We start from the raw sequence: 25,358 nt of genomic DNA on the forward strand, positions 1-25,358 counted from the left end.
AGGCAGATCAGTTTAGAAGCAAAATAAAAAGAAAGGTAAGAAAAGTTAGGAATTATGATCGAGTATGAAAGAAAGGTTTATCCTGAGATAGACAAACAGGAATTTGATGAAAGTATCCAACCTCTTTTGAGAAGTATGGAAGAATTACATATAGAGAAAAAAGATAAGGAAGAGTCATTTTATTCAGAGAGTCTTGAATTTAATAATGAACAGTACCCATATCATAATTCCTGCTTTCTGCTTTCTAAGGAAATCTGGGAAAGATATTGGGATGATTCATTAAATGAATATCTCAGTGATTATGACAAATTTGAAAATGAAACATTAGAGTCTTTGGCAGGTCTTATATTCTCATATTTTATCAGATGCTTTGCAGAGCAGATAAAGAATAAGGACAAGGGATATAAAGACTATAAAGATTACAATTTAAGATTATTGGGTACAGGATTCGAAGAATTATCCAATGACTATCCGGTGGTGTGGTCAAGATGTATGGGACTTATCGAGAATAAGATCGGTTTCCTGGTTGATACACTCGGAACAGTCAGCAGAAACAGAAAAGAAATAGCCGACACATTTGGAATTGATCCGGATGTGAAGATCGTGTCACTTGAAAGTGGCGGAGATACTCATAATAAGGGGAAAAGTGTATCGGTAATTTATTTCGAAAACGGAAAGAAAATAGTATTTAAACCTAGAAGCGTTAAGGGCGAAAAGGGCTATGTGAAACTGGCTGAAGAACTTAATGAAAAGTTTGGAACAGGCCTGTATGCTTATAAGGTTTTGGATTTGGAAAATAGTGGATTTATCTCATTTGTTGAGAGAGATGAATCTTTTCAGGATATGTATAAAGCGGGTGAAATGGCATGCCTTATGTACCTGCTGAATGCAACAGATATGCATTATTCGAATATACTTTGGACCAAGGGAGGACCGGTTCCTATCGATCTGGAAACTCTTTTCAGGATCCCGAGGGTGAAGAAAGGGCTTGCCGAATCGGACAAAAGTGCCTACAGCTTTATGGAAAGTTCTGTATATAGTACGGGAGTGCTGCCTATACAGCTTGGCAAATCAAAGAATGCTGTAGATGTTGGGTTTACCGGAAACAGAGGTGAATTCAGCGAAAGTCCGATTAAACAGATCATCGTAAATGATGGTTTCAGTAAGGGTATAAATATTAAATGGTCATCAAACAAAAGCCATAAGATGATCCAATATAATAAGACCGACGAGAAGGAAATCATTGAAAAATGCGACTATATAGTTAAAGGCTTCACTATGATGTATAAGAGAATACTTCGCGACAAAGAAGCTTTTGCGGAAATAGTTAAGAGAAATTATAAGGGTGCCAGTCTCAGATATATACACAACATGACATATAGATATGAGCAGATACTTAGATCCCTTACTTCTCCTCAGGCAGCAAAGGATATAAATATAACAAAAATGCTTCTCTCCAGAACCGGAATTCTCAGTCTGAAGAGTGAAACAAGTATAGTAGAGTCGGAGATAAAGCAGTTATTCAGAGGGGATGTGCCGTATTTCTCTATTGATTTTTCATCAAGGGATATAAAGGCTGACGGTAAAGTCGTGACTTCATGCAAACGTTCACCTGAGGAAATATTTGCGGAAAAGGTAGAACGAATTTCCGAGGAAGACATGGAGCAGCAGATAAAGATAATCAAGTTTTCATTTATCGCAAAACTCTCCGATCCGGATGTTAAAGAGAGGAAAAATCCGGAAGATGTTATCAGATATCTCGCAGATAAACTCTGTGATGAAGTTAGGGATGATCATTTTCAGCATCTTCCTATCACATGGGTTGGACCGGTATTAAATCATATGGAGAATACATGGATGCCGGGCGTGCTTGGATATGATCTCTATAGCGGAAGAATAGGACCTAGCGTGGCGCTTCTTCTTGCAGGAAAACTCCTTGGAGAACAAAGATATACAGATGTCGGTTATAAAATGTTTGATTCTTCAATAAATATTTTAAAGGACGAGAAGTATGAGATCAGAAATCTTCTTGCCGCAGGTGTTGGCTTCTATTCAGGATTTACAAGTATTGTATGGGGAATAAATGAAGCAGGAAAGATACTTGGCAAGGACGACTGGTGTCAGGTGGCAGTGGATTCATTTAAGATCATTGATGATAAGCTGCTGGAGATTGATGACAACTTCTTCGATATGATATGCGGTAAAAGCGCAGCGATCATTTTCAGACATAAGATCGATAAGAATTACAGACTTACCAGGGATCAGCTTGAAAAAATCATTGAGGCCGGTGAGAAAAAGCTTAGAAACAGAGATGAAATGATGACTATCGGTCTTGCTCATGGAGTATGCCAGATCATTTGGTTCTTCTCGGTTCTCGAGCAGATATATCACAGCGCGAAGATAACAAGAATCATAAAGGAAGCGGATGAAGTTATAAGAGAATCATACACATCGGATATCGGAAACTTCATTGTTTATGAAAATGAAAACGATCATGATGTATCTTCATCATGGTGCAACGGTCTCAGCGGTATTCTTCTTGCTTATTATGAAGGCTATAAGGTTGGAATTTATAAGAGAGAAGACGTTGAAGATATAATAGAAAAATTAATTTCATCATATATACCGGATATTCCGATCTTATGCCATGGAACACTTGGCATTGAGGAAATACTGGAATATATCAGCCGCGACTTTAAGGAAGAGACAGAATTTATGTTAAAGCATCTTAACCTTGGAATGTGCAACGCGGATAATATTTACAATTATTTTAAACATGAAAATGGAAGATACTCACTGAGTCCGGGATATATGACAGGACAGTCAGGAGCCATATGTTATCTTTCAAAGAAGAAAGGGCTTGGATTATCGGTATTTCCACTGACAATGGGTGAATAATATGAAAGACAGGAAAAAATTAATCCCAACTCTGCAGATAGCACAGACCGAATGTGGTCTGTGCTGCGTGGAGACTATATTAAAATATTTTGGCAGAGATGTAACCATGGCGGAAATGAGGCAGATTGCGGAGCCGGGAAGAGACGGACTTAGTTCTGATAAGATCAAATCAGTTCTTCGTCATTACGGCATGGATACCGAGACATATAAGGTGAAGAGTCTTAAAGCATTTAATATGATAGAGCTTCCGGTTATAGCATTCTGGAAGGAATATCATTATATATGTATTGAATCGGTTGATGATAAAAAGGTAGTCATCATGGATCCGTCTGTGGGCAGGATGACTATAGAAAGAGAAGAATTCCAGAGAAGTTTTTCAAATATAATCATTTCTGCAAGACCAAATGAAAATTTTGAGAAAAAGAAGGAAGGAATTCTGGGAAGACTTAATCTTAAGACTATTCTTCCAAAGAATATAAAGTCGATGTATATCGCTCTTGCCGTTATCAGTTTAATGATGATGGCAATAAATGTAGCTTTGCCGTTCTTCACACAGATACTTATAGATAAGGGTTCGGGAAATCCCGGGTTATATAAATATCTGATCCTCTCCATAGCGGGACTTGTGACTGTTACGGCACTGACCATGTATGCGAGAGCGGTAATCTCCGTAAAGCTGACCAAGAAATTCAGCAGACATCTTATCAGTTCTGCATTTAAAAGAGTGCTGGATCTTCCGGCGAAATATTTTTCTGTAAGAGCTCCGGGAGAAATAGTTTACAGACTTAATTCTCTTACAAGAATTCAGGATCTTTTCGGAGTTTCAATAGTTCAGTTCTTTTTGGACTGTTTAAGCATGATCGCCATAATGATATATGTTCTCCATATATCGGCAATACTTTTTCTTTTTGAAGTATTCTTCGTGGCTGCATTATTTTTTACACTTATTAAATTCCAGCCGAAGATCATGGCGGCAACCGATAAGGAAATTCATGAAGGATCTGATGCACAGAGTACACAGCTTGATGCCATCGTTTCCATAAACAGCGTTAAGCTTGGCGGATACAAGGATCAGTATCTTGAAGACTGGAGCAAGAAATACAATAAGGCGCTTGATGCCACAGGTCAAAGGATACATATACAGCAGGCGGTCATTAATACCATACTGGTGGTACTTCAGAATTTTGCACCGCTCGTTATCTTCTTTGCAGCACTTTTCTTTAAGGAAAAAGGAATACTTACATTTGGCCAGGCTGTAGCGATACAGTCAATATCAAGCCTTTTATTTGTCTATGTAAATTCAGTATTTTCAGCTATTTCGGAATTTTCTCTTGTAACCAGATATATCGATATCGCAGATGATGTTCTCCGTTATCCGGCTGAAGTTTCGGGAGATAAGGAAGCTGAGACACCGGTTGGTGAGATTACGGTTGAAAATGTGAGCTACAGCTATGACAATAATTCAATTTATGCGGTAAAGAATCTTAACCTTAAGGTTAAGGCGGGAGAAACCATAGCATTTGTAGGAAGATCCGGATCGGGAAAGACCACCATCGGAAAGATGCTCTGCAGTTTATTTACACCGACAGAAGGAAGAATACTTTTTGACGGAGTGGATTTTAAAGAGTACGATCTCGAGAAACTTCGTTCGCAAATAGGTTATATACCTCAGGAAGCATATCTTCACAACAGATCAATACTTGAAAATCTTAAACTCGGAACAACTCTTTCGGACGAAGAGATTATCAGACAATGCGAAGAATATGATTTCATGGATTTCGTTAAAACTCTTCCTATGGGATATAACACATTTATATCTGAGCTTGGAGGCAATCTGTCAGGCGGACAAAGACAGAGGATATTCATAGCAAAGATTTTATTACAGAAACCAAAGGTTCTTGTTATGGATGAAGCAACATCATCTCTCGATAACATTTCCCAGAAATCTATTTACAATGAATTGAATAATCTGGGATGCACGAAATTCATAATAGCTCATAGACTTGAGACCATCCTTAATGCAGACAGGATAATTCTTATCGAGGACGGAGTTATGAAGGAGAGCGGAACACATAAGGAACTTATTCATAACAACAGAGGAGCATATTATAAGCTGTTTAATACAGAATACAGTATAGAGGAAAAATATGGAAAGAGTAGCTAATAAACTTATTGATTCGACATGTGAATATTTCGATGATGTGATTTCTCAAACCATGAGGGATGTTAAAGCCCGAGTAGCGGATGTGGATCATATCGAATCTGCGGATGTGGTCGCAAGCTGTCTTATGCATATGCTCAGTGACAACATCTGGAGATTAATGAATAAGACCTATATTTATGAATTTCATAAATACAGAGAATCTATAGGACTTAAGGTTGATAAAGATTCTACGGTTGCATTTGATAAATATCTCAAATTATTCAGTAAAGATGAGATAGCAGGATGGTTTGAAAAATACAAGGTTCTTCACAGCATGGTTGAAAAAAGCGTTATCAATACATGCGGATTCATCCTAAGAGTTCTTGATGATTATTTGGAAGACAGAGATTCTTTCGAAGAAGAGCTTGGAATACCTGAAGCTGCAAAGCTTGTCAGATTTCTTCCTATGGGTTCCGATCCTCACAATAAGGGAGCAATAGTCCTCAAGGCAGAATTTGATAATGGCCGGGCAGTGATATATAAATCAAGAGATTTTGATGCGGATAAAATGCTTCAGAAAATTTACCGAGAAGTTATCATCTTTCCGGAGACAGGTGGATTTGCACCTGTTCCGGACTGCATAAACAGAGGTGATCACGGATGGGCAAAATTTATTGAAAATAGCATGATAGATGAAGGGGATGTGGGAGAAGCTTTCTACAGACTCGGACTCTATGCACCGATTTTCTCATGTTTTGCATCAACAGATATACATGATGAAAATATCATATTCGACGGTATTAATCCGTATTTCATAGATCTGGAAACAATAATGCAGCCGGAGGGAAAAGCCAGCAATGAACCGCTGATTTATGAAATGCAGAAGAAACTTACGCACTCCATAGCCAATACATCTGTGGTTCCTGCGAAGCTTATGGCAAATACACTCAATTATCTGATCGGGGCGATTAATACACCATATCCTCAGGATACGGAAGAAAGCTTTTTCGGTTTTAAAAATGTGGGCACCGATGCCATTGACATTGCCAAGGAAAAAGCAAAGGTCGACAGAATAGCAAATCCTCTTAAGGTTAAAACGGATAAGGTTATCGATCCGGTTGATTATATGAAGGATTTTCTGAGAGGTTACAGAAAAGGATATAAAGAGATCCTGGATCATAAAGACGAGATCATCGAATTGATGAAAGAGTTTAATGGTCATCTTAGAACTGTTCTTCGTCCGACAGCACAATACTTCATGATCATTGATGCCTGTGTATTTCCTGAAAATCTTTATGATGAAGGATCGGTCAAAAAGGTTCTCGGATATATGAAGCCGGTGGTAGCTATGAAGGGTTATGACGAGGCAGAGACTGTTCTTCATGAAGAATGGGATGCCATGCTCGAGGGAGATATACCGTATTTTTATATCAGAGGAAATGAAAAAAATATAGAGATAAATGATTATAAAACCAAGGATATTTATCCTTTATCTCCGGTGGAAAATGCTATTGAGAATCTGAAAAGTCTTACGGAAAAAGATCTTTTATTTGATGAAAGAATGATAGTGGAAGGATTTTCCGAGATAAAGATCAGGAATGCAAAAGTAAATGGAAAGAAATATCCGTCTGACTCAGAAATTTTCGGTGAATTATGGAACAGCATCAGAAACTGTGATGTGGACAAGATTTATAAATTCTATGAAGAACTTGCTGTTAAGTCGATGCAGCAAGAAGAAAAAAGTGCGGGATGGTTCGGCGGAGTATATGGAGATATTCCATATTCTTATAATTCTATTTCCCTTGTTTCTCTTCATGATACAGGCGGAATCCCTGTTATGATGAAGGATCTTATCCGATATGCGGAAGATATCAGGAAAGATAAAGACGGAGAATCATCACGAGACATAAAGAAATACCGGAAATTATATGAAGAAGCATTAAGAGGAATGCAGATAAATAAGAAATGTTTCGCTGACACAAATTATATTACCGAAACATCAATCATTTCCGGAAAATCATCACTGGACATGATACTGGGATATGACGGAAATGAAGAAGACAGAGTTAAGGCCATCGAAGAATGCGTAAGGAATTCGAAGGATGAAAATGTTGGCGATATCTATCTTGGTAAGGCGGGACTTTATCTCTTCCTTGCATCCAATAAAGATACTGACAGGGATATCATGATCAAAGCCGACAGAGAACTTAAAGAGGCCCTGGATAAGGGTGACTTCATGAAGTTTGGCTTAGCTCATGGTGAGCTTGGACTTCTCTGGGCAAGATATAGAGTATGCCGATTCTTAGATGATAGGGATGCCTGCGTTGCAATCTATAAGAGGGTTCGGGAACTCATCGGAGAGTATGAAAATATTGGAAATGGATGGTGCAACGGCAACAGCGGAATCCTTATGATTCTTGCTGAAATGATGACTCTCGAAGAACTTCAGAAAGAAGTTAAATTCCTCAGGGAGTTTGCGAAGAAGACGGCTAAGGTGAAAAAGGGAGTTATGCAGGACTTATCCATTTGTCACGGGATTTCGGGAATGATACAGTCACTTGTTTATTGCTACTTCATTTACGGAGATCCGATTTATATAGATCTTGCAGATGAATACTGGAATGATGTTTGTGACACGGTGGAGAAAGAAAGCTACTACATCGGTGAAGTAAACAGAGATTATCTTATGGGTTATTTCCTTGGATGGAGCGGCCTTATTGACTCAGTTATCCTGCTTAATATTTGTAAGAAAGAAAAAGAAGACAGGCTGGCGAAGTTATGGATACCTCTTAATCTCAGTACATTACTTTATCAGCAAAATATTAGACAGGAAGGTGGTTATTGATGAAGGTTTTGGTTGCTCTGAATCCGGATATGCTGGATGAGATATGTTATGAAAATGCTGAATATATTCAGCTTGGAAAAGCCCGCGTACTGATAGGGAATGTGGAACTGTCTGAGCCTTCATTTGATGAAAATGATGAGAAGAATAAAGACCATGTTCTTGTCAGGGTAGATGCATTTTCCTGTAACTTCAGAGACAAAGGAATACTTCTTCATAACTACGAACTGATGATGAAAAATAAAAGAGCATTTCTTCCTTTCGGTTCCGAGTTTTGCGGCGAGATAGTAAAGAAAGGAAAAAATGTTAATGAGTACTCAGTCGGGGACATTGTGATCCCCGATTGCAGATACGAAGAAATGGATTCTAAAGAAGTTGCGCCGGGAATCACAACGAACTTTGCTTCTCTTGGTTGGCTGAGGCTTAATAAGAATAAAATAGTAAAGAAACCGGACAGTTTCGGGATATCTGAAGGAGCTGCCTTCGGACTTGGAGCCGAGACAGCTGCAAGCATGATAAGAAAGTCGGGAATACTTGAGGCTGATGTGAAAAAGCCTATAGTTTTCAGCGCGAATTCGGCAACATCACTTTTTATAATCCAGGCACTTTTGGCACATGGGATAGAGCCGATATGTATATCATCAAAGAAACCCGATGCAGAATATCCGTTTGATGTTAAGAGGGACAGCACAGATAATATCGAAAAATATTTCGGAACTGCGACACATGCATTTGATCCGTTTTTCGATATCAATATTCTGAATGCGGTTTCGACACTGAATATGGGCGGTAAATACATTTACTGCGGAATGGTCGAGCAGCATCCGCTTCTCAGCGAGAAGGATCTTTCGGAATACACGACCACTTTAAGAGAAGCATTAAAAATCGCTATTGTTAAAAACATATCCATAATCGGAAACTGCCTTGGCACTCATGATGATATCGTCGATGCCGGAAAACTGTATGAAAGAAAAGGTATGAAGCCGGTTGTGGAAGGGATTTATAAAGTATATGAAGGAATGCAGTTTCTGGGGAAAAGCTTCCTTGGGAAAAATGCGCCGGGGAAATGTGTGATGACCTACTAAAAGTCATTATAGAAAGGGTGATGAAGTATGTTAATAAGATGGTTGATATTTTTATATGCAGTATGTTTCCTGGGAGGCCTTGCACTTAAAATCCTGGAGTCCCTGAATATTAATGTCTGGGTAGCAAGAGGCGGCGGAATGGTTGTTGCTGCATTTGCGGGATTCGTTTTTCACAAAATTTTATTTCGTGATGTGAAAAAGAAAGACAAGGAAGAAAGTCACAGTTAAATAAACTGCGGATAAAGAAGGACAGAATAAATGATGGAAGTTAAATCAATATCCAAGAAATACGGAAATAAAACTATACTGGACAAGGTTTCATTTGCCATTGAAAGTGGCGAGATTGTAGGTCTTGTGGGAAAGAATGGAGCCGGGAAGAGTACACTCATGAAGATCATGGCTCATCTTGATCCTGACTTCAAAGGGGAAATAGATGAAAAATCACGCATAGGATATTTTATAGAAAATCCAAAGTTGTATGAAAAGAAAACGGGGTTATGGCATCTCAGATTTTTCTCTTCCATATACGGCAGAAGATTTGATCTTGAAGATTATAAGGACTTCCTTGATGATATCGGTTTGGCGGAGGTCCTCAATAAGAAAGTCAGATCATATTCTCTGGGTATGAAGGAAAAGCTGGGAGTTATGATCAGCATGCTGAATCAGCCTGACTTTGTAATACTTGATGAGCCGACCAACGGAATGGACATAGATTCATCCATGAATCTGCTTAAAAATATCAGAAAATATGCAGATAAAAAAGGAGTCGGATTTTTATTGTCGAGTCATAAGCTTGAAGATATAGAAGAAATATGCGACAGAGTTCTTTTTCTCGACGAAAGTCATTTGGAAGAAGAAATGGATTCGTCCTGGGATGACATTTTCAACGTAACACTTATTTTAAAGGACGCGGAAAGTGTTGACAGATTCGTGGAGAAGCAGGGCCTCGGCTCAGTAACCGGAGTGAGTGGAAAAAGCATTAAGCTTGAAACGGTTTGCGGTTTCACGGAAATAATGAATGAGCTTAAGAAAATGGATATAGACATTGTGGATTATAAAAGTGAGAAAAGATCGCTTCGTAATATCTATATGGAAAAAATATCCGAAAGGAGAGAGAAGACAGTTTAGTTTTTCTCAGAAATCTTATGAAACTTAGTATAAAAAGATTTGTTTATGAAAGTATGAAGGAGCTTACTGTGACGGGACGACTTTTGCTCGGACTGGTTATAGGTATAGTTCCTGCTGTTATGGTGGCGGGATTTATTATTTCACATCCTGATACGGAATTTTATATTAAACATGTTACAAATTTTTATTGCATGTTGGGAATGCTTATGGCGGTATTAACCTCTATTTATCTTATAAGCCGCGACTTTAGTACAGGCGCGATAACTCTTATAAGTAACAGTAGATATAACAGGCGTTCATATGTATTTGCAAATATGATAGTGGCTGTACTGGTTGCATTTATTTATGCGGTTATCGGAGTGGCAGTTGCCGTTATATGCAGCGGCATGGGAGTTCCGGGCCGATTAGGGTTTGGATTTCTATCGGGATTTTTCTTAAATGTTATATTGGTTATTCCAACATACTTTATGTTATGCTATATTATTTTCTTAAAGGGAGCAGGAAATGGAACGGTTTATACTCTTCTTACGGTCGCGTTACTATTTCTCCCTAATCTAATATCTAATATTTTACCGTCAATACATAGTAAGTTGGTGCGAAGTCTGATAGAAAATACTCCGCTGTATTATTATCCGATTTATGTAGGAAGCAGAGCTCTTTCTCTTTTGCAGTATGCCATCGGAGCAGCAGTGCTTATCATTGGATTTATGTATATTTTAAATAAGAGCAAAAGATATAAATAAGTGCCATGCATCATATGGGAGGGACAACATGTTAAAGGTTTACATATGTGAAGATAGTAAAGATCAAAGAACCCGGTTTGAATCAGATCTGACTGATATTTTGAAAGAAGAGTTCAGTGACATGATAAGTCTCGGGCTTTCTTCCGGTAATCCGGACGATATTCTTGATGCCATCAGGGCGGATAATACTCTTGGAATATTTTTCTTGGATATAGATCTAAGTGCAAGAATAAATGGTATTCAGTTAGCCAGTGAGATCAGAAAGATTCAGCCGAGGTGTTATATCATTTTCGTAACAACACACTCAGAGATGTCTTATATGACTTTTTCATATAAGGTTGAAGCTATGGACTTCATCATTAAGGATAATGCAGCGGACGTTAAGCACAGAGTGCGTCAGTGTCTCTTAAATTGTTATCATCTGAGTAATCATTTTGTTGAATCGGTAAATAAAAATTATATGGTGAAGATCGGAAGCTGTGTAAAGGCTGTTCCATACGATGATATTTTATTCTTTGAAGCATCGGAAAATGCGAGAAAGGTTATCCTTAAAGCCAAGAATTCCCAGTTCGAGTTCACCGGTAAATTAAAAGATATCGAGAGAGAACTTGGGGACAAGTTCTATAGATGTCACAGATCATTTTTGGTCAATCGCGAAAATGTCATAAATGTAGATAAAGAGAATAGTGAAGTTGTTCTGGACGGCGGGATTGTGTGCCCTATGTCCGTAAGACTGGGAAAGGGACTGTACTGATACAGTCCCTTAACGCAGTGAAAAATAAATTCAAAACAAACTAAAACGATTTTAAATCAGCGACTTCAGTAACTTTGAAGATGTCAGGCATATGTCCTGATTGCTCATTTCAATTGTCCTTGTTTTGGAATTAATCTCTCTGATATGGTTCTTATTGATAAGATAAGCTCTGTGACATTGCACGAAGCGGCTGTCGAGAGAAGATGCCAGCTCCTTCAGTGTTCCGGCGAATTCAATCTGGCTGGACACGGTATGAACAACGACTTTATGAGCATTGCTTGATGATTCGAAATAAATGATTTCATCTAATGCGAGACAATATTCTTTGTCACTAAGCTTAATTATAAAATTCTGGTCGAAGCTGTTATTCTTTGATGAATATCTGGAATATGCATTGATGATACACTGATGTATCCTGTCAGCAATTTTATCGATATCATCTTTGATGATAAAATCCATTGCTTCAACTTTATAAGAAAATGTCATGAAAGACATTTCGGAATGGGTTGTAATAAAGACGATAAAACCTCTTGAATCTATCTTACGGATTTCCTTGGCGAGAGCAAGACCGTTCATATCGCTGCTAAGGTCGATATCAAGGAAATAAAGACCTGTCGACCGTTCTGAATCTATCAATTCAAGTATCTCATGAGGATCATCTGTTGCTTTAACGAACTGAATGTCGTAATCATCGATGAGGATCATATTGTTGATATATTTGGATAGAATTTCACGCTGTTTCGGGTTGTCTTCACATAAGTATATTTTAAGCATGTATTTTTACCTCTTGATAGCCAGAATATGGAATGTAAATATAACTGAATCTATAAATATAACTGAATCTATAAATACCGGTTTGTTAATATATGAATATAATGGTTTGTTAATTATATAGATATTCGAATCCTTTTAATATACAGACATATCGGTTTGTTATCCATGTAGATATAATGATTCTTGAATATAGAAATATATATCTTGAAATATAAATATAATGACCTTTATAATATATAAAAGTAATGATCTTGACATTAAAATATTAATATAGAATATTTGATTAGTCAATTATAAGAAGGGCGGAAAAGAATGGACTTACAACATAAAATGGCGGTCGGGATCGCCGGAGTACTAACCGGAAAAAGTGATGATGAGAAAGAGAAGGCGCTGGTAACCTACGGAATTGAGATCATCTTGAATGAATCAGTAAAAGGTATACTCATTTTAATCCTGGGAATATGCTTCGGGAAGTTTCCGCTTGCGGTGCTCGGGATGGTTTATCTTCTCGTTGCAAGAAATCTTGCAGGCGGTCGCCATGCAAAAAGTAATATCATGTGCATATTGATCTCCATTGTGTCGGCATTCTTTTGCCCGCTCTTTGCTATCAAAATAAATATTCCTTTTGTGATCCAAATAATTTTATGTCTTTTTATGAGTATATTGATCCCGGTGATCGTTCCATTTGATCCGGATGGGAAAATCGGAAGTAAAGTAAAAAATAAAAGAAGGATTTATAGCCTTCTATCATTTTGGATAGCCTTAATATTTGTATATTTTATTGCCGGCAGATCATATATAAATGCGATCCTCGTTATAGAAATGATCTCGCTTGGTGCAGCGGTAAACTTTAATCACTGCAAATGAAAAGCCCCGCAGCAAATAACTGCGAGGCTTTTTTGAGGTAATCAGAAATTATTTGATTTCTTCATTTTCTGATGAAACAGATTCTTTTAAGATCGCCGGAATCTCTACCTTGTGGAAGAAGAAAATGCTGTCTCCTTCGATTGGATTGGAATAAGCATTTGCCATTCCGATGTTCTCAAAATTGTTCTTAAGTCTTTCCTTTAAATTCTTTATCATGGTTGTAACCCCTCCTGTAATTTATGATTTGATTATAATCGTTTATCATAAAAAATTACGAAATCGGACTGAAATGCCAAAAAAGTGTAGTAAACGTAATTGCAAAAATCATTTAAGTATAAATTTGATGACATAAACCAATAGAAATTGACATCAAAACGTAATCATTTTATAATTTAAAGGCAGATATTAAATCAGCTAGAGGGGTGGACGTAATGAAAGATTTAATAGTTATCAGAATTCTCATGTTATTCTCGGCGTTCTGGATGCCGCTTGCCGTTAATATTCTTATCGATGAGAAGATTAAATGGCAGAAAAGATTAATTTGTTCTATATTAAGCATGATAAGTTATATACTTATCTTTTCTCAAAATTCCTCAGAAATAATGGCGCTGATTTATTTTCCTGTGATGATGATATTTGTTTATTTTTGTCTTAACAGGTCAGCGATTCATTTACTGCTTGTTCCTGCTTCATATATAATTGTTCTGAATTGTAATTATATTGCGGCGAGCATTAACAGAAATTATCTCTCCGGATGGTCTTTTGGTTCGCGTGGAGATATGATAGTTAAACGCGGTATTCTTGTCACGATTCTTGTGGCGGCGGTTTCATTTGTAATAAGACTCATAATCATATTTTTTAAGAAGAGGATAATGGTTAATTTTTCGAAAGAGATCATTATATGCATGGCTCTTATCGTTGTGCTGTGTACTATGCTCTGCCTCGGAGCCAGCTGGTCTCAGAAGAAGCTCGGCAGGGAAGGACTGCTGTATGAACTTGCGGTATTTCTATATACTATCGTAACTCTTGCGGTTGTAACATATGCAATCCGCGTTGTTCATATGCAGGAATCGGCGAAAAGAAAGGTCCAGGAACATAAGGATATCCTGGAATACACTTCTCATATTGAAAATATGTATGAAGAGCTGAGAGGATTCAGGCATGACTACGTAAATATCCTTGCGTCTCTTTCCGGATATATTGAAAAGAATGATATGAGGGGCCTCGAAAAATATTTCAATGAGACTATCATGCCGACGAATGAAAAAATGAACAGCAACAAATACCGCCTTCAGAAATTATCCAAGATAGAAAATCCGGCCATAAAAGGTCTTGTTTCAAATAAATTGATTTACGCGATGAGTACGGGCATCGATGTATTTATAGATATAATGGATGAAATAAAGGATGTGGATGTAAGAGATATCGATCTTTGCCGTATACTTGGAATTTATCTTGATAATGCAGTCGAAGCTGCGGGAGAGACTGAAGAAAAAGAACTGAAGTTTAATATCATTCAGGATAATGGTTCAACGGTTATAGTAATAATGAATTCATTTATAAATAAAGGTATTTCCATAAGTAATATGGAGAAACAGGGATTTTCAACCAAGGGTGAAGGACGAGGTCTCGGCCTTAGCAACGTGGTTCAGGTTCTCGGTCAGTATGAGAATGTTAATAAGGTGACGGAAATAAGAGACAATTATTTCATCCAGACCTTGATAATCAGTGAAAATGAAAAGAAAAAGCTTCCTAAATCATTTATACAGGGCTTGTTATAAGTGCCTGAAAATGATAAACTTAAGCTTATCTGAAGCTTTGCATTATATCCCGTTTTTTAATTGAGTTTGCAGGTGTTATAAAACTTAGGGCATAGATATAATGCAATGGTGGGGACTTTTATAGTTTAAAAGTTAATAAAACGGAGAAAGTGAGAGTATGAGTATGACAAATATCGAAAACAAATCAGTTAATGCAATCAGAATTCTTGCTGCAGACGCAATCCAGAAGGCAAATTCAGGACATCCGGGCCTTCCACTTGGTGCAGCACCAACAGCTTATACAGTATGGGCTAAACATATGAAGCACAATCCTGCAAATCCTAAGTGGGAGAATCGTGACAGATTCGTTCTTTCAGGCGGACATGGATCAATGCTTTTATATTCCCTCCTGCATCTTTTCGGATATGGTCTTACAATAGATGATATCAAGAACTTCCGTCAGTTTGGAAGTCTTACACCGGGTCATCCGGAATATGGTCATACTATAGGTGTAGAGGCTACAACAGGTCCTCTTGGCGCAGGTATGGCAATGGCAACAGGTATGGCTATCGCTGAGAAGCACCTTGAGAGTGTATTCAACAAAGAAGGATTCCCTGTTGTTGATCATTATACATATGTTCTTGGTGGAGATGGATGTATGATGGAAGGTATTTCTTATGAAGCATTTTCTCTTGCGGGAACACTTGGCCTCAGCAAGCTTATCGTTCTTTACGATTCAAATGACATTTCTATCGAAGGTGGAACAAATATTGCATTCCGTGAGAATGTTCAGAAGCGTTTCGAAGCTTTCGGATTCCAGACACTTCGTGTAGAAGATGGAAATAATATAGATGAGATCAGCAAGGCTATTGAAGCAGCTAAGGCTGATACAGAGAGACCTTCATTTATCGAGATTAAGACAAAGATTGGTGCAGGATGCCCTGCAAAAGAAGGTAAGGCTTCAGCTCATGGTGAGCCTCTTGGTGTTGAAAATGTTGCAGCTCTTCGTGAGAACCTTGGATGGGAATCACAGGAAAGCTTTGTAGTTCCACAGGATGTTTATGATAACTATTCTTCAATCGCTAAGGCAAATGCTTCATATGAAGAAGAGTGGAACAGCCTTATGGAAAAATATTTCGCAACATATCCTGAGATGAAGGAACTTTGGGATAAGTTCTACAATGGTAAGGATGCAGAGAAGCTTTTCGATAATGAAGAGTTCTGGAATGTAGTTGATAAGCCTGAAGCAACAAGAAATGTATCAGGTAAGATCATAAATATTATTAAAAATGTTGTTCCAAATATGTTTGGTGGTGCAGCTGACCTTGCTCCTTCAACAAAGACATATATGGCAGACAAGGGTGATTTCTCTAAGGAAACTCCTGATGGATGCAATATGCATTTTGGTGTAAGAGAGCTTTCAATGGCTGCTATCGGAAATGGTATCTATCTCCATGGTGGACTTAAGCCATATGTTTCAACATTCTTCGTATTCAGCGACTATGTTAAGCCAATGGCAAGACTTTCAGCTCTTATGAAAGCACCTGTAACATATGTACTTACACATGATAGTATCGGTGTAGGTGAAGATGGACCTACACATCAGCCAATCGAGCAGCTTGCAATGCTCAGAGCAATGCCTAATTTCTATGTATGGAGACCGGCAGATGCTTCAGAGACAGCTGCAGCTTGGTACTTCGCACTTACAAAGAAGGATGCTCCTTCAGCACTTGTACTTACAAGACAGAATCTTCCACAGCTTGATGGTTCAGGAAAGGATGCCCTTAAGGGAGGATATATTCTTGAGGATTCTACAAAGGCAACACCTGATGCAATCATCATCGCTACAGGTTCAGAAGTAAGTCTTGCAGTTGAAGCTAAGAAGATACTTGCAGGAAAGGGCGTTGACGCAAGAGTCGTTAGTATGCCATGTATGGATCTTTTTGAGGATCAGTCTGAAGAATATAAAGAATCAGTACTTCCTAAGGAAGTTAGAAAGAGAGTTGCAGTTGAAGCTCTTACAAGCTTTGGCTGGGGCAAGTATATCGGACTTGATGGTAAGTTCGTAGGAATGAAGGGATTCGGAGCTTCTGCACCTGCAGGACAGCTTTTCCCATTCTTCGGTATTACTGCTGATGCTGTTGCAGAAGCAATCACTGATTAATCTGTCAACTCATATACATAATCTTTAAAAAAGAATCGCCCGGATTTAATATCCGAGCGATTTCTTTATGTCTGCTACTGCAAAGCGGTCTCGTATTAATTTACTTTTTGGCAGCGCGCTGTCAAAAATATTGATTAATTATCGACTACCTAACAGCCTTATACTTATGCATGGCATTATATTGTAGCCATAAGCTGCATAGCATTTTTACGGCGTATTATCTTAAAGTGTTCATTGTAAAATGAAATTGATGCATAGGTTGTTCTGCATTTAAGCGAATATTTGAGAAGCTTCTTCTCTACTTCTTCAAAACTTGTAGCCGTATTGGCATTGGATGTTGCATAAAGGAAGTAAAATCCTGAATTTTCATCCTTATATAATGTATTATCGCTGAAATACAGTGAACTGATCTCATTTGCAGCAGCAATTACACTTGAAAGATCCTTAAACATATATACATTATAAGGACTTTCAGCAGGTGGTCTATTCTTGTTACCAGGAGATGCGGTTATTGTCACATCTGCTTTAACATGGGCATCAGGAGTATCGAAAGAAACGGAATCATTCTTTACGACATTTTCTGCGATATTACCAAGAGCACTTGTAATGCCGGAAATAATATCGGAAAACTTCTCCTTCATTGACTGCTGAAGATTGTCAAGCTTGTCATTATTATTCTGTATTCCGTCCTCATCATCAGATGAAAGGATCTGATCATCGGAACTAAGATCTGTATCTTCTAAATCATCAAGGTCATCACCCTGCGAAAGATGGGTGAAGCGTGAAAATCTTGAATCAAGTTCATCAGGATTATCAACCTTTGTTACGATCAGAATGAGTGTATCCTTATTAGTAGGAATAGCCTCTATCATAAGCGGTGATTCATCAATCTCAAAATCAAGTTCTTCAGATGCCTGCTTGATCATTTCCTGGAAAAGCTGTCTTGCCTTGTCGGTTCCATAAGCAAGTTCAGCAAGTCGGATATTCTTCTCAGCAAGATCCTCGCGATTCAGAATGCATCGTATTTGGTTATCATTAATTTTTTCTATTTTCATATAGATCACCTCCGGTAAGAATGAAAATCTGCCGGTTGTCGGTGCCTAAAAGGCATATCTTCAGTGTAAATTATGATTAGTTTAACACAAAAAATTTATGTGTAAAGCAAAATTTAGAGATTGATAAAATATTTCAAACTTATTTCATACTTTTCATATTGAAATACAAATGGATCTCTGTTAGATTAATTATAACATTTCTTAAACCATAATGATACACCTTCATGCAAGAAAACTGCATTGATTTATGTAAGGATATTGCGGGATATATCACAAAAAGGTCTTCTTTGACTTATGTGAAGAGTGCAGGATTGTAAGGAGGTGCATAATAGGGACAAAAAACTTTAGGTAGTAGTGTATTTAATTGAATTATCGGGAAAATGTAATATACTTAAAGAGCAAAAAGAGAGCAGGTAGTTGATCAGACTACCTGCTCTTTTAGCTAACCGGTTAAGCTTATATGCTTAATAATTTAAAGAAATTAATTACGCCTCGCTTATAACTCCCATTGGGCATGTACCTGCACAAGCACCACAGCTAATGCATGTATTTGCATCAATTACATATACGCCACCGTTGTCTGAGATTGCTCCTACTGGGCATGTTCCTGCACATGATCCACAACCGATACATCCATCACCAATAACAAATGCCATTGTAATGTCCTCCTTTATTTACAATAATTATTTTTTGCAAAATCATATTACAACATAGATACTCAGTAAGTCTAGACTAATAATGTTTTCATATAACTAATTATAGTTTATAAATATAGATAAAAAGGACGTTTATCCTTGGAAATATGCGATGATTTAGTCAAAAATATTCTGTGTATATTGTATACAAAAGTTGTATTAAAAAAAGTACAAAAAAGATAAGTTTTGACGTTGACGTGTATACAATCTTATTTTATAATGGAATCAATAAAACAGTAAGTCTCGGATTTTCGCCATTTTTTGACACATTTTGACTTGTATCTATTGTCTGGCTAAAAGCACAAGATATGGTGGCCGGCATCTGAGAATAAGCTGTAAGATAAAAATATTAAATCTTAAGGAGGATTTTGAAACATGGAAGCAACAGGATGGAATGGCTTCGTAGGCGGCAAGTGGCAGAAGGAAGTAAACGTTCGTGACTTCATTCAGAAGAACTATACTCCATATGAGGGAGATGATTCTTTCCTCGCAGACCCTACACAGAACACAAAGGATTTATGGCAGCAGGTACTTGATCTTTCTAAACTTGAGAGAGAAAAAGGCGGAGTTGTTGATATGGATACTAAGGTTGTATCTACACTTACATCTCATCAGGCTGGATATCTTGATAAGGATAAGGAAACAATCGTTGGTTTCCAGACAGATAAGCCATTCAAGAGAGGAATGAACGTATACGGTGGTATTCGTATGGCTGAGAAGGCTTGTGCTGATAACGGTTATACAGTAGACCCAGAAGTAGTTGAATTCTTCACAGTTCACAGAAAAACACATAACGCAGGCGTTTTCGATGTATATGATTCAGAAATCAGAAGATGCCGTTCAAATCACATTATCACAGGTCTTCCAGATGCTTACGGACGTGGACGTATCATCGGTGACTACAGAAGAGTAGCACTTTATGGTATCGATTACCTCGTAGCTGATAAGGAAGATCAGAAGATTTCATTTGGTACAGAGTACACAGATGATGTTATCAGAGGTAAGGAAGAAATCTCTGAGCAGATCAAGGCTCTTAAGGAGCTCAAGACTATGGCTTCATTCTATGGCTTCGATATTTCTAAGCCGGCTACAAATGTTCAGGAAGCTATTCAGTGGACATATTTTGGTTACCTTGGAGCAGTTAAGGAGCAGAACGGTGCTGCAATGTCACTTGGCCGTACAGCTACATTCCTTGATTGCTATGCTGAGAGAGACCTTGCAAATGGTACATTTACAGAGTCACAGATTCAGGAATTCGTAGACCACTTCATCATGAAGCTTCGTCTCGTTAAGTTCGCAAGAACACCTGAATACAATCAGATTTTCGCTGGTGATCCTGTTTGGGTAACAGAGTCACTCGGTGGTATGGGTGTTGACGGACGTACACTTGTTTCTAAGATGTCATTCCGTTACCTCCACACACTTGACAACCTTGGAACATCTCCAGAACCAAACCTTACAGTTCTTTGGTCAACAAGACTTCCAATCAACTGGAAGCAGTACTGTGCTAAGATGTCTATTAAGTCATCTTCAATCCAGTACGAGAACGATGATATGATGAGAGTTGTTCACGGTGATGATTATGGTATCGCATGTTGCGTATCTTCAATGAGAATCGGTAAGGAAATGCAGTTCTTCGGAGCACGTGCTAACCTTGCTAAGTGTCTCCTTTACGCTATCAACGGTGGTGTTGATGAGTGTACAGGTGTTCAGGTTGGTCCTGAATACAGACCAATTACTTCAGACGACGCTCTTGATTTCGATGAAGTTATGCACAAGTATGATGTAATGATGGATTGGCTTGCTAAGGTTTATGTAAATGCCCTTAACATCATCCATTATATGCATGATAAGTATGCTTATGAGAGAATTCAGATGGCTCTTCATGACAGAGATGTTAGAAGATACTTCGCTACAGGTATTGCTGGTCTCTCATGCGTAGCTGACTCACTTTCAGCTATCAAGTATGCTAAGGTTTATCCTGTAAGAAATGAGCAGGGTATCGTAGTAAGCTACAGAACAGAGGGTGATTTCCCTAAGTATGGTAACAACGATGATAGAGTTGATGAGATCGCAGCTAATCTTGTTTCAACATTCATGAAGAAGATTCGTTCACACCATGTTTACAGAAACTCATTCCCTACAATGTCAGTTCTTACAATTACTTCAAACGTAACATATGGTAAGAATACAGGTGATACACCTTGCGGTAGAAAGCATGGTCAGCCACTTGCACCTGGTGCTAACCCAATGCACAGAAGAGATACACACGGAGCATATGCTTCACTTTCTTCAGTATCTAAGCTTCCATTTGAGTATGCACAGGATGGTATTTCAAATACATTCTCAATCATTCCTAACGCTCTTGGTAAGGAAGATCAGGTATTCGCAGGTGACCTTGACGTAGATCTTGGACTTGACAAGCAGTAATAATTTACTGGAGTTAAATCATGTCGGTATCGCATTTTCATAATGCGATCCGGCAGATATATATTTACCATATGCGACTCAAAGTAAACATGAGATCATGTTGACTTTATGATAACGAGGAGGCAGATATGGCAGATAAATTAAATGATGTAAATGATATTGTTTCCATGCTCGATAATATGGTTGCAGGCGGAACAGGTCATATAAATGTTACGATTGATGAGAATGCGGAGGCCGGTAAAACGGTTGAAACCATGGGATGCATTGATTGTGCTAAGGGAGACCTTGCTTGTTCGGTTCCAACTCTTATGGAAGGTATGGATGATGCATTTGCAGATGAGAATAAATAGGTGAGAGATTTTCGGTTTGGTCCGGATGATCTTTCAGTAATGAAATATCATTTCTTTCACTGAATTAAAGATTGGAGGTAATATCAAAATGGCTAGTACAGCTCAGATCGATAACTTAGTAGATATGTTAGATGGTTATGTAACAAAGGGTGGTCATCACCTCAATGTTAATGTATATAACAGAGAGACACTTCTTGATGCTCAGAAGCATCCAGAAAACTATCCACAGCTTACAATCCGTGTTTCTGGATATGCAGTTAACTTCATCAAGCTCACAAAGGAGCAGCAGGATGACGTTATCTCACGTACATTCCATGAATCACTTTAATCATTAACATTATTAAGATGTTATGCGGGTACAGGGATTATCTCTGTACCCGTTTTTTTTGAAAATTGTATTTTGAAATGTATATTATATTTGATATAATATTTGACTAGTGAAGAAAAAAGGTTAATTGACATTAATATCTAAACATTAAGGGGATCTGAAGTAATGAAAAATTTAACAGAGCATGATAAGGCCCTGAATACTTATTCAAACTATATAGGACTGCGTATTTTTTCTGTGATTGTATGTTTATTTAGTCTGTATAATTTTCCAAAGAAAGATAATAAGTTCTTTTATTCTTATTATGACCATATAATGAATCGAGATATCTTCCGGTCCGGGGGTGATTTTTGGAAACAGCTGAATACCTTTATGATCATGTCATATGTTGTGGCAATTATCATTTTAGTATTAAATGCAATTCTTGCGAAAAAAGAAAGGTGTGAAGGTGTATTTTCCGATATTGTTTTATATGGATATCTTACTTTATTAAATCCTATATATGTTCTGGTTTCCATGATCGGAAGTAAGGCAGGAGGATTTCGTAAGGATGCGGGAATTAAAATCTTAGTAATTCCTATGATTTATTTTTTCGTGATGCTGATTTTTCATATAAGACAGTATAGAAAGAATAAGTATTACTATCGTGATGAGAAGGCTAATTCGCAAATGAAAGGTGTCTTCACCGTAATTGCTTTTATTCAGATACTTGTACTTATTTTATTGCCTGGGAAAAATATTATTTCCGCAGTAAAGATGTCAAAGGATTATAGCAGTAACTATGGCTGTTATAAGGCCAGACCCGGAAAAATTGTGGGGATTGATGAGGATACTATAGGAAATAGAAATAATAATAGTTTCATATGGGATGATAAACTTCATATTATTTCTGATGATAAAATTTATGTAATTGATGAAAACGAGAAACCGGTGGAGAGGTATAACCCGGGAGTATCGATAAAATATTTCGCGCTTTATTCAAATGGAACAGAGGATGTTCTGTATATTGGTGAAGAAGAAAAAAATGACGAACTAAAGGAATATAAGTTTAATATATACTCTTTTAATCTGCGTAGCGAAAAAACAAATCTGGTATATTCAGAAGAGTGTGAAAAGAATAATGAATGGATAAGGATGTTCGCCATAAAGGATGATTATTTATATTATATGTTCTGCGATAATCGCGCAAATGGTGGAACCATATATCGTTTCAAAATATCTGAGCATACTGAAGAACAGTTAGTAAATAAAGAATTATATGTGTCAAATATTCGTATTGAATCGGATGTGGACTTAGTATGTATTTATAATTATGATATTCGCAAATATGGAAGGAATGCTTATCAGCCGTATAAGGGTGCTGTATATTATGGGATCAAAGAGCAGGTAAAAAAGGGTGAATATATTAATAGATTATACCGCAAGGATTATAATAGTAAAAAAAACAAGAAGGGTAATGATATAATTGAGGAAATTACTCCTGATGTTGGAAATGCACAGAATATAAATATCTATAAAGATAAAATATATTTCTCGATAAATGGGGATAAACCTGTTATATGCTGCATGAATCTGGATGGCTCGGATTATCAGGTTCTTGAAGAAGTGGCTACAGATGAAGATATAATTATCTCTGCGGTATGTGTATCGGACGATTATATAGTATATAAATTGTGGACAGGTAAAGGAAACAAAATGAGAGTAATAAAGAGATAATGATAAATGCACCGCTGAGGATATATTTTGGTGCCATGGGTAAATAGATTACTCCGGTGTGATGGATAAATGATTGCTTCGGTATATGGACTTAGTGCTAAGAGTGTCGGTTATACGACACTCTTTTTTGTGGGATGAAACTACGTTCATTTTATAAAATCCGGTAGAATGCATATTTGTGGGAAATATTGTATGTCGTCGGTGGCAATACGCATCATGTACTGAATATGTGTATGTCGTCTGAGAGAATACGCGTTTTTTACGGAGTGTGCTGTGGGTACCATGCTTTGTACTAGAAAGATGCAACGTAAAATGGCAAATATGTAAAGTAAATATATCTTGCGGATATGTTTGAGAAAATATAAAATATAGATAATGCTTAAAAATGGGTAGTATTATAGAAAATGTATAGACAGGAGATAAATTAGTGGGCCTAATAATATTTTTGATCATTTTTTATAATTTAATAGCGAAGAACAATCCGAAAATGCATGATAAAGTGAAGAAAAGAATGCCGCTTTTAATCTTTCTGTTTTTTATGTTTGAATGTTTGAAATTCTCAGGCGCTTTATTGGGATCAATATTTGGTGAGATTTTGGCATTAGGAATAGTGGCTTCACCATTCATTGTATTCGGATGGCTCATTAAGAAGATAGTAAGTCGTGGTAAGCGTGAAAACAGTGAAGAGTATAAATCTGTAAGAGAGGAAGCGAGAGAAGATATCAATCTTACAGATTCGGTTCCTAAGCGTAGGAAGATTGTTCAGAAGTTCAGTTCGGATTATTCACTTAATCTTACTGTAGAACAGATTGATAATATCGTCGAGGCTTCATATACATCATATTATTGGCAGCGTGAGATTTTTGATATGACAAAGAATTATAAATTTGCCAGCCAGTGGTATTCAGGCGGAAGCCCATGGCTTAGAATTTACTTATATGTATTTCCTGTTATGGATATATCTTCCGATTTCAGAAGACAGGATCAGATTGTCGAAGATACACTTTGCTCTATTTTTAAGGATATTGATCCAAAAAGCTGTTATTCCGTCGATGATTGTATCAAGAAGATAAATGATAAATATCTGACCAGATTTGATGAGAAGAGCTTTATGGTGGCATATCGCTTCCTTAAGAGCAGAAAGCATAATTTCAAGCTTCCTGAGATAGAGAATAATATCTTGAAAAATGAAAGTGAGATTGATGATCTTACAGAGAAATATAAAGAGTTTGATTATCCGGAAGCTGACTATGAGTCAGATGGTATGATTAATGCATCTGATTCAAATGTTTCGAGAAATAAGTCGCCAAGGAAAAAGGCTTCAAGGAATTCAAATTCAAAAGACATAATTTCGGACGATGCTACTTCGGATGGTATTATTTCAAATGATATTGCTTCGGATAATGCTTCTTCAGATAGGTTTGCTTCAAATAACAGAACTTCAAGTGATAGCATTAATATGTCGAGTATAAATATCGAAGATATTATTAAAAGTGGTAAATTAAGTGACCAAGAAGTGCTTGATCTGTTGAAGAAAGTATATGGCACTGATGACAACGGTTCCGATAGTAGTAGTGATGACAGCGTTGCCGGTAATTAAAGATGTAGTAGATAAAGAGAAAAGAA

The 25,358-nt window shown here is 37.3% G+C and carries 20 protein-coding genes; 16 read left to right on the plus strand and 4 right to left on the minus strand.

The genetic code is table 11. The features are described from left to right. Nucleotides 1-54: 54 nt before the first annotated feature. Genes lanM (B5D25_RS07445) through B5D25_RS07480 form a run of 8 tightly spaced genes read left to right on the plus strand, consistent with a single transcriptional unit; the run spans nt 55 to nt 11,593 of the window. The gene (gene lanM, locus B5D25_RS07445; RefSeq protein ID WP_078787336.1) at nt 55-2,898 is read left to right on the plus strand and encodes a type 2 lanthipeptide synthetase LanM; all 2,844 of its coding nucleotides are present in this window, start codon (nt 55-57) and stop codon (nt 2,896-2,898) included. 1 nt (nt 2,899) lies between these two features. Next, a complete protein-coding gene (locus B5D25_RS07450) occupies nt 2,900-5,062 on the plus strand; it encodes a peptidase domain-containing ABC transporter (RefSeq protein WP_078787337.1) in 2,163 nt (720 codons plus the stop codon). Beyond that, a complete protein-coding gene (gene lanM, locus B5D25_RS07455) occupies nt 5,046-7,886 on the plus strand; it encodes a type 2 lanthipeptide synthetase LanM (protein WP_078787338.1) in 2,841 nt (946 codons plus the stop codon). The genes B5D25_RS07450 and lanM (B5D25_RS07455) overlap by 17 nt, the downstream gene beginning before the upstream one ends. Further along, nucleotides 7,886-8,968, plus strand: coding sequence for an MDR/zinc-dependent alcohol dehydrogenase-like family protein (locus B5D25_RS07460; protein WP_078787339.1), 1,083 nt, complete (start codon nt 7,886-7,888; stop codon nt 8,966-8,968). Before lanM (B5D25_RS07455) ends, B5D25_RS07460 begins: the two co-directional genes overlap by 1 nt. Nucleotides 8,969-8,995: 27 nt before the next feature. Beyond that, nucleotides 8,996-9,196 (plus strand): hypothetical protein, encoded by a 201-nt coding sequence (locus B5D25_RS07465; protein WP_078787340.1) that lies wholly within the window; start codon nt 8,996-8,998, stop codon nt 9,194-9,196. Between the two features lie 30 nt (nt 9,197-9,226). Then, nucleotides 9,227-10,096, plus strand: coding sequence for an ABC transporter ATP-binding protein (locus tag B5D25_RS07470; protein WP_078787341.1), 870 nt, complete (start codon nt 9,227-9,229; stop codon nt 10,094-10,096). A gap of 17 nt (nt 10,097-10,113) precedes the next feature. After that, nucleotides 10,114-10,839 carry a hypothetical protein gene (locus B5D25_RS07475; RefSeq protein WP_078787342.1) on the plus strand — a complete coding sequence of 242 codons (726 nt, stop codon included), beginning with the start codon at nt 10,114-10,116 and terminating at the stop codon, nt 10,837-10,839. Nucleotides 10,840-10,867: 28 nt separating this feature from the next. Further along, nucleotides 10,868-11,593 (plus strand): LytR/AlgR family response regulator transcription factor, encoded by a 726-nt coding sequence (locus tag B5D25_RS07480; RefSeq protein WP_078787343.1) that lies wholly within the window; start codon nt 10,868-10,870, stop codon nt 11,591-11,593. Nucleotides 11,594-11,644: 51 nt separating this feature from the next. Here the strand turns inward: B5D25_RS07480 and B5D25_RS07485 are convergent, their stop codons facing one another. After that, on the minus strand, nt 11,645-12,367 hold the full coding sequence (locus B5D25_RS07485; protein WP_078787344.1) for a LytR/AlgR family response regulator transcription factor: 723 nt from the start codon (nt 12,365-12,367) through the stop codon (nt 11,645-11,647). A gap of 312 nt (nt 12,368-12,679) precedes the next feature. On the opposite strand from B5D25_RS07485, the gene B5D25_RS07490 reads away from it, so the two are divergent. Next, the gene (locus B5D25_RS07490) at nt 12,680-13,234 is read left to right on the plus strand and encodes an accessory gene regulator B family protein (protein ID WP_090168504.1); all 555 of its coding nucleotides are present in this window, start codon (nt 12,680-12,682) and stop codon (nt 13,232-13,234) included. A gap of 48 nt (nt 13,235-13,282) precedes the next feature. On the opposite strand, the gene B5D25_RS12865 is transcribed toward B5D25_RS07490, so the two are convergent. Further along, entirely contained in the window at nt 13,283-13,450 is a 168-nt protein-coding gene (locus B5D25_RS12865; RefSeq protein ID WP_159444111.1) for a hypothetical protein, read from the minus strand. Between the two features lie 215 nt (nt 13,451-13,665). On the opposite strand from B5D25_RS12865, the gene B5D25_RS07495 reads away from it, so the two are divergent. Further along, a complete protein-coding gene (locus tag B5D25_RS07495) occupies nt 13,666-15,015 on the plus strand; it encodes a sensor histidine kinase (RefSeq protein WP_078787346.1) in 1,350 nt (449 codons plus the stop codon). A gap of 163 nt (nt 15,016-15,178) precedes the next feature. Beyond that, on the plus strand, nt 15,179-17,158 hold the full coding sequence (gene tkt, locus B5D25_RS07500) for a transketolase (protein WP_078787372.1): 1,980 nt from the start codon (nt 15,179-15,181) through the stop codon (nt 17,156-17,158). Between the two features lie 176 nt (nt 17,159-17,334). Here the strand turns inward: tkt and B5D25_RS07505 are convergent, their stop codons facing one another. Further along, nucleotides 17,335-18,213, minus strand: a complete 879-nt coding sequence (locus B5D25_RS07505; protein WP_078787347.1) for an adaptor protein MecA — start codon at nt 18,211-18,213, stop codon at nt 17,335-17,337. Between the two features lie 485 nt (nt 18,214-18,698). Continuing rightward, nucleotides 18,699-18,869, minus strand: coding sequence for a DUF362 domain-containing protein (locus B5D25_RS07510; protein WP_078787348.1), 171 nt, complete (start codon nt 18,867-18,869; stop codon nt 18,699-18,701). A gap of 414 nt (nt 18,870-19,283) precedes the next feature. Here B5D25_RS07510 and pflB point away from each other — a divergent pair, with 414 nt between their 5' ends. The 5 genes from pflB to B5D25_RS07535 all read left to right on the plus strand — a co-directional run bounded on the left by pflB (nt 19,284) and on the right by B5D25_RS07535 (nt 25,332). Further along, the gene (gene pflB, locus B5D25_RS07515) at nt 19,284-21,338 is read left to right on the plus strand and encodes a formate C-acetyltransferase (RefSeq protein ID WP_078787349.1); all 2,055 of its coding nucleotides are present in this window, start codon (nt 19,284-19,286) and stop codon (nt 21,336-21,338) included. A 128-nt stretch (nt 21,339-21,466) separates the two neighbouring features. After that, nucleotides 21,467-21,688: a hypothetical protein gene (locus B5D25_RS07520; RefSeq protein ID WP_078787350.1), complete on the plus strand. Its 222-nt coding sequence runs from the start codon at nt 21,467-21,469 to the stop codon at nt 21,686-21,688. An 88-nt stretch (nt 21,689-21,776) separates the two neighbouring features. Continuing rightward, nucleotides 21,777-22,016 (plus strand): autonomous glycyl radical cofactor GrcA3, encoded by a 240-nt coding sequence (gene grcA3 / locus B5D25_RS07525; RefSeq protein ID WP_035626110.1) that lies wholly within the window; start codon nt 21,777-21,779, stop codon nt 22,014-22,016. Nucleotides 22,017-22,388: 372 nt separating this feature from the next. Continuing rightward, nucleotides 22,389-23,732 carry a hypothetical protein gene (locus B5D25_RS07530; protein ID WP_143004532.1) on the plus strand — a complete coding sequence of 448 codons (1,344 nt, stop codon included), beginning with the start codon at nt 22,389-22,391 and terminating at the stop codon, nt 23,730-23,732. A gap of 595 nt (nt 23,733-24,327) precedes the next feature. Beyond that, entirely contained in the window at nt 24,328-25,332 is a 1,005-nt protein-coding gene (locus tag B5D25_RS07535; protein ID WP_143000653.1) for a hypothetical protein, read from the plus strand. Nucleotides 25,333-25,358 lie beyond the last annotated feature (26 nt).

Origin of the sequence: Eubacterium ruminantium (assembly GCF_900167085.1) — a bacterium.
Lineage (GTDB): Bacteria > Bacillota > Clostridia > Lachnospirales > Lachnospiraceae > Eubacterium_Q > Eubacterium_Q ruminantium.

Coding starts and splice junctions, on each gene's coding strand:
- B5D25_RS07510 (WP_078787348.1), bottom strand. CDS start 18,869: ATGGCATTTGTTATTGGTGATGGATGTATCGGTTGTGGATCATGTGCA.
- B5D25_RS12865 (WP_159444111.1), bottom strand. CDS start 13,450: ATGATAAAGAATTTAAAGGAAAGACTTAAGAACAATTTTGAGAACATC.
- B5D25_RS07460 (WP_078787339.1), top strand. CDS start 7,886: ATGAAGGTTTTGGTTGCTCTGAATCCGGATATGCTGGATGAGATATGT.
- grcA3 (WP_035626110.1), top strand. CDS start 21,777: ATGGCTAGTACAGCTCAGATCGATAACTTAGTAGATATGTTAGATGGT.
- B5D25_RS07475 (WP_078787342.1), top strand. CDS start 10,114: ATGAAACTTAGTATAAAAAGATTTGTTTATGAAAGTATGAAGGAGCTT.
- B5D25_RS07530 (WP_143004532.1), top strand. CDS start 22,389: ATGATCATGTCATATGTTGTGGCAATTATCATTTTAGTATTAAATGCA.
- B5D25_RS07505 (WP_078787347.1), bottom strand. CDS start 18,213: ATGAAAATAGAAAAAATTAATGATAACCAAATACGATGCATTCTGAAT.
- tkt (WP_078787372.1), top strand. CDS start 15,179: ATGACAAATATCGAAAACAAATCAGTTAATGCAATCAGAATTCTTGCT.
- lanM (WP_078787336.1), top strand. CDS start 55: ATGATCGAGTATGAAAGAAAGGTTTATCCTGAGATAGACAAACAGGAA.
- B5D25_RS07465 (WP_078787340.1), top strand. CDS start 8,996: ATGTTAATAAGATGGTTGATATTTTTATATGCAGTATGTTTCCTGGGA.
- lanM (WP_078787338.1), top strand. CDS start 5,046: ATGGAAAGAGTAGCTAATAAACTTATTGATTCGACATGTGAATATTTC.
- pflB (WP_078787349.1), top strand. CDS start 19,284: ATGGAAGCAACAGGATGGAATGGCTTCGTAGGCGGCAAGTGGCAGAAG.
- B5D25_RS07485 (WP_078787344.1), bottom strand. CDS start 12,367: ATGCTTAAAATATACTTATGTGAAGACAACCCGAAACAGCGTGAAATT.
- B5D25_RS07470 (WP_078787341.1), top strand. CDS start 9,227: ATGATGGAAGTTAAATCAATATCCAAGAAATACGGAAATAAAACTATA.
- B5D25_RS07450 (WP_078787337.1), top strand. CDS start 2,900: ATGAAAGACAGGAAAAAATTAATCCCAACTCTGCAGATAGCACAGACC.
- B5D25_RS07490 (WP_090168504.1), top strand. CDS start 12,680: ATGGACTTACAACATAAAATGGCGGTCGGGATCGCCGGAGTACTAACC.
- B5D25_RS07520 (WP_078787350.1), top strand. CDS start 21,467: ATGGCAGATAAATTAAATGATGTAAATGATATTGTTTCCATGCTCGAT.
- B5D25_RS07480 (WP_078787343.1), top strand. CDS start 10,868: ATGTTAAAGGTTTACATATGTGAAGATAGTAAAGATCAAAGAACCCGG.
- B5D25_RS07495 (WP_078787346.1), top strand. CDS start 13,666: ATGAAAGATTTAATAGTTATCAGAATTCTCATGTTATTCTCGGCGTTC.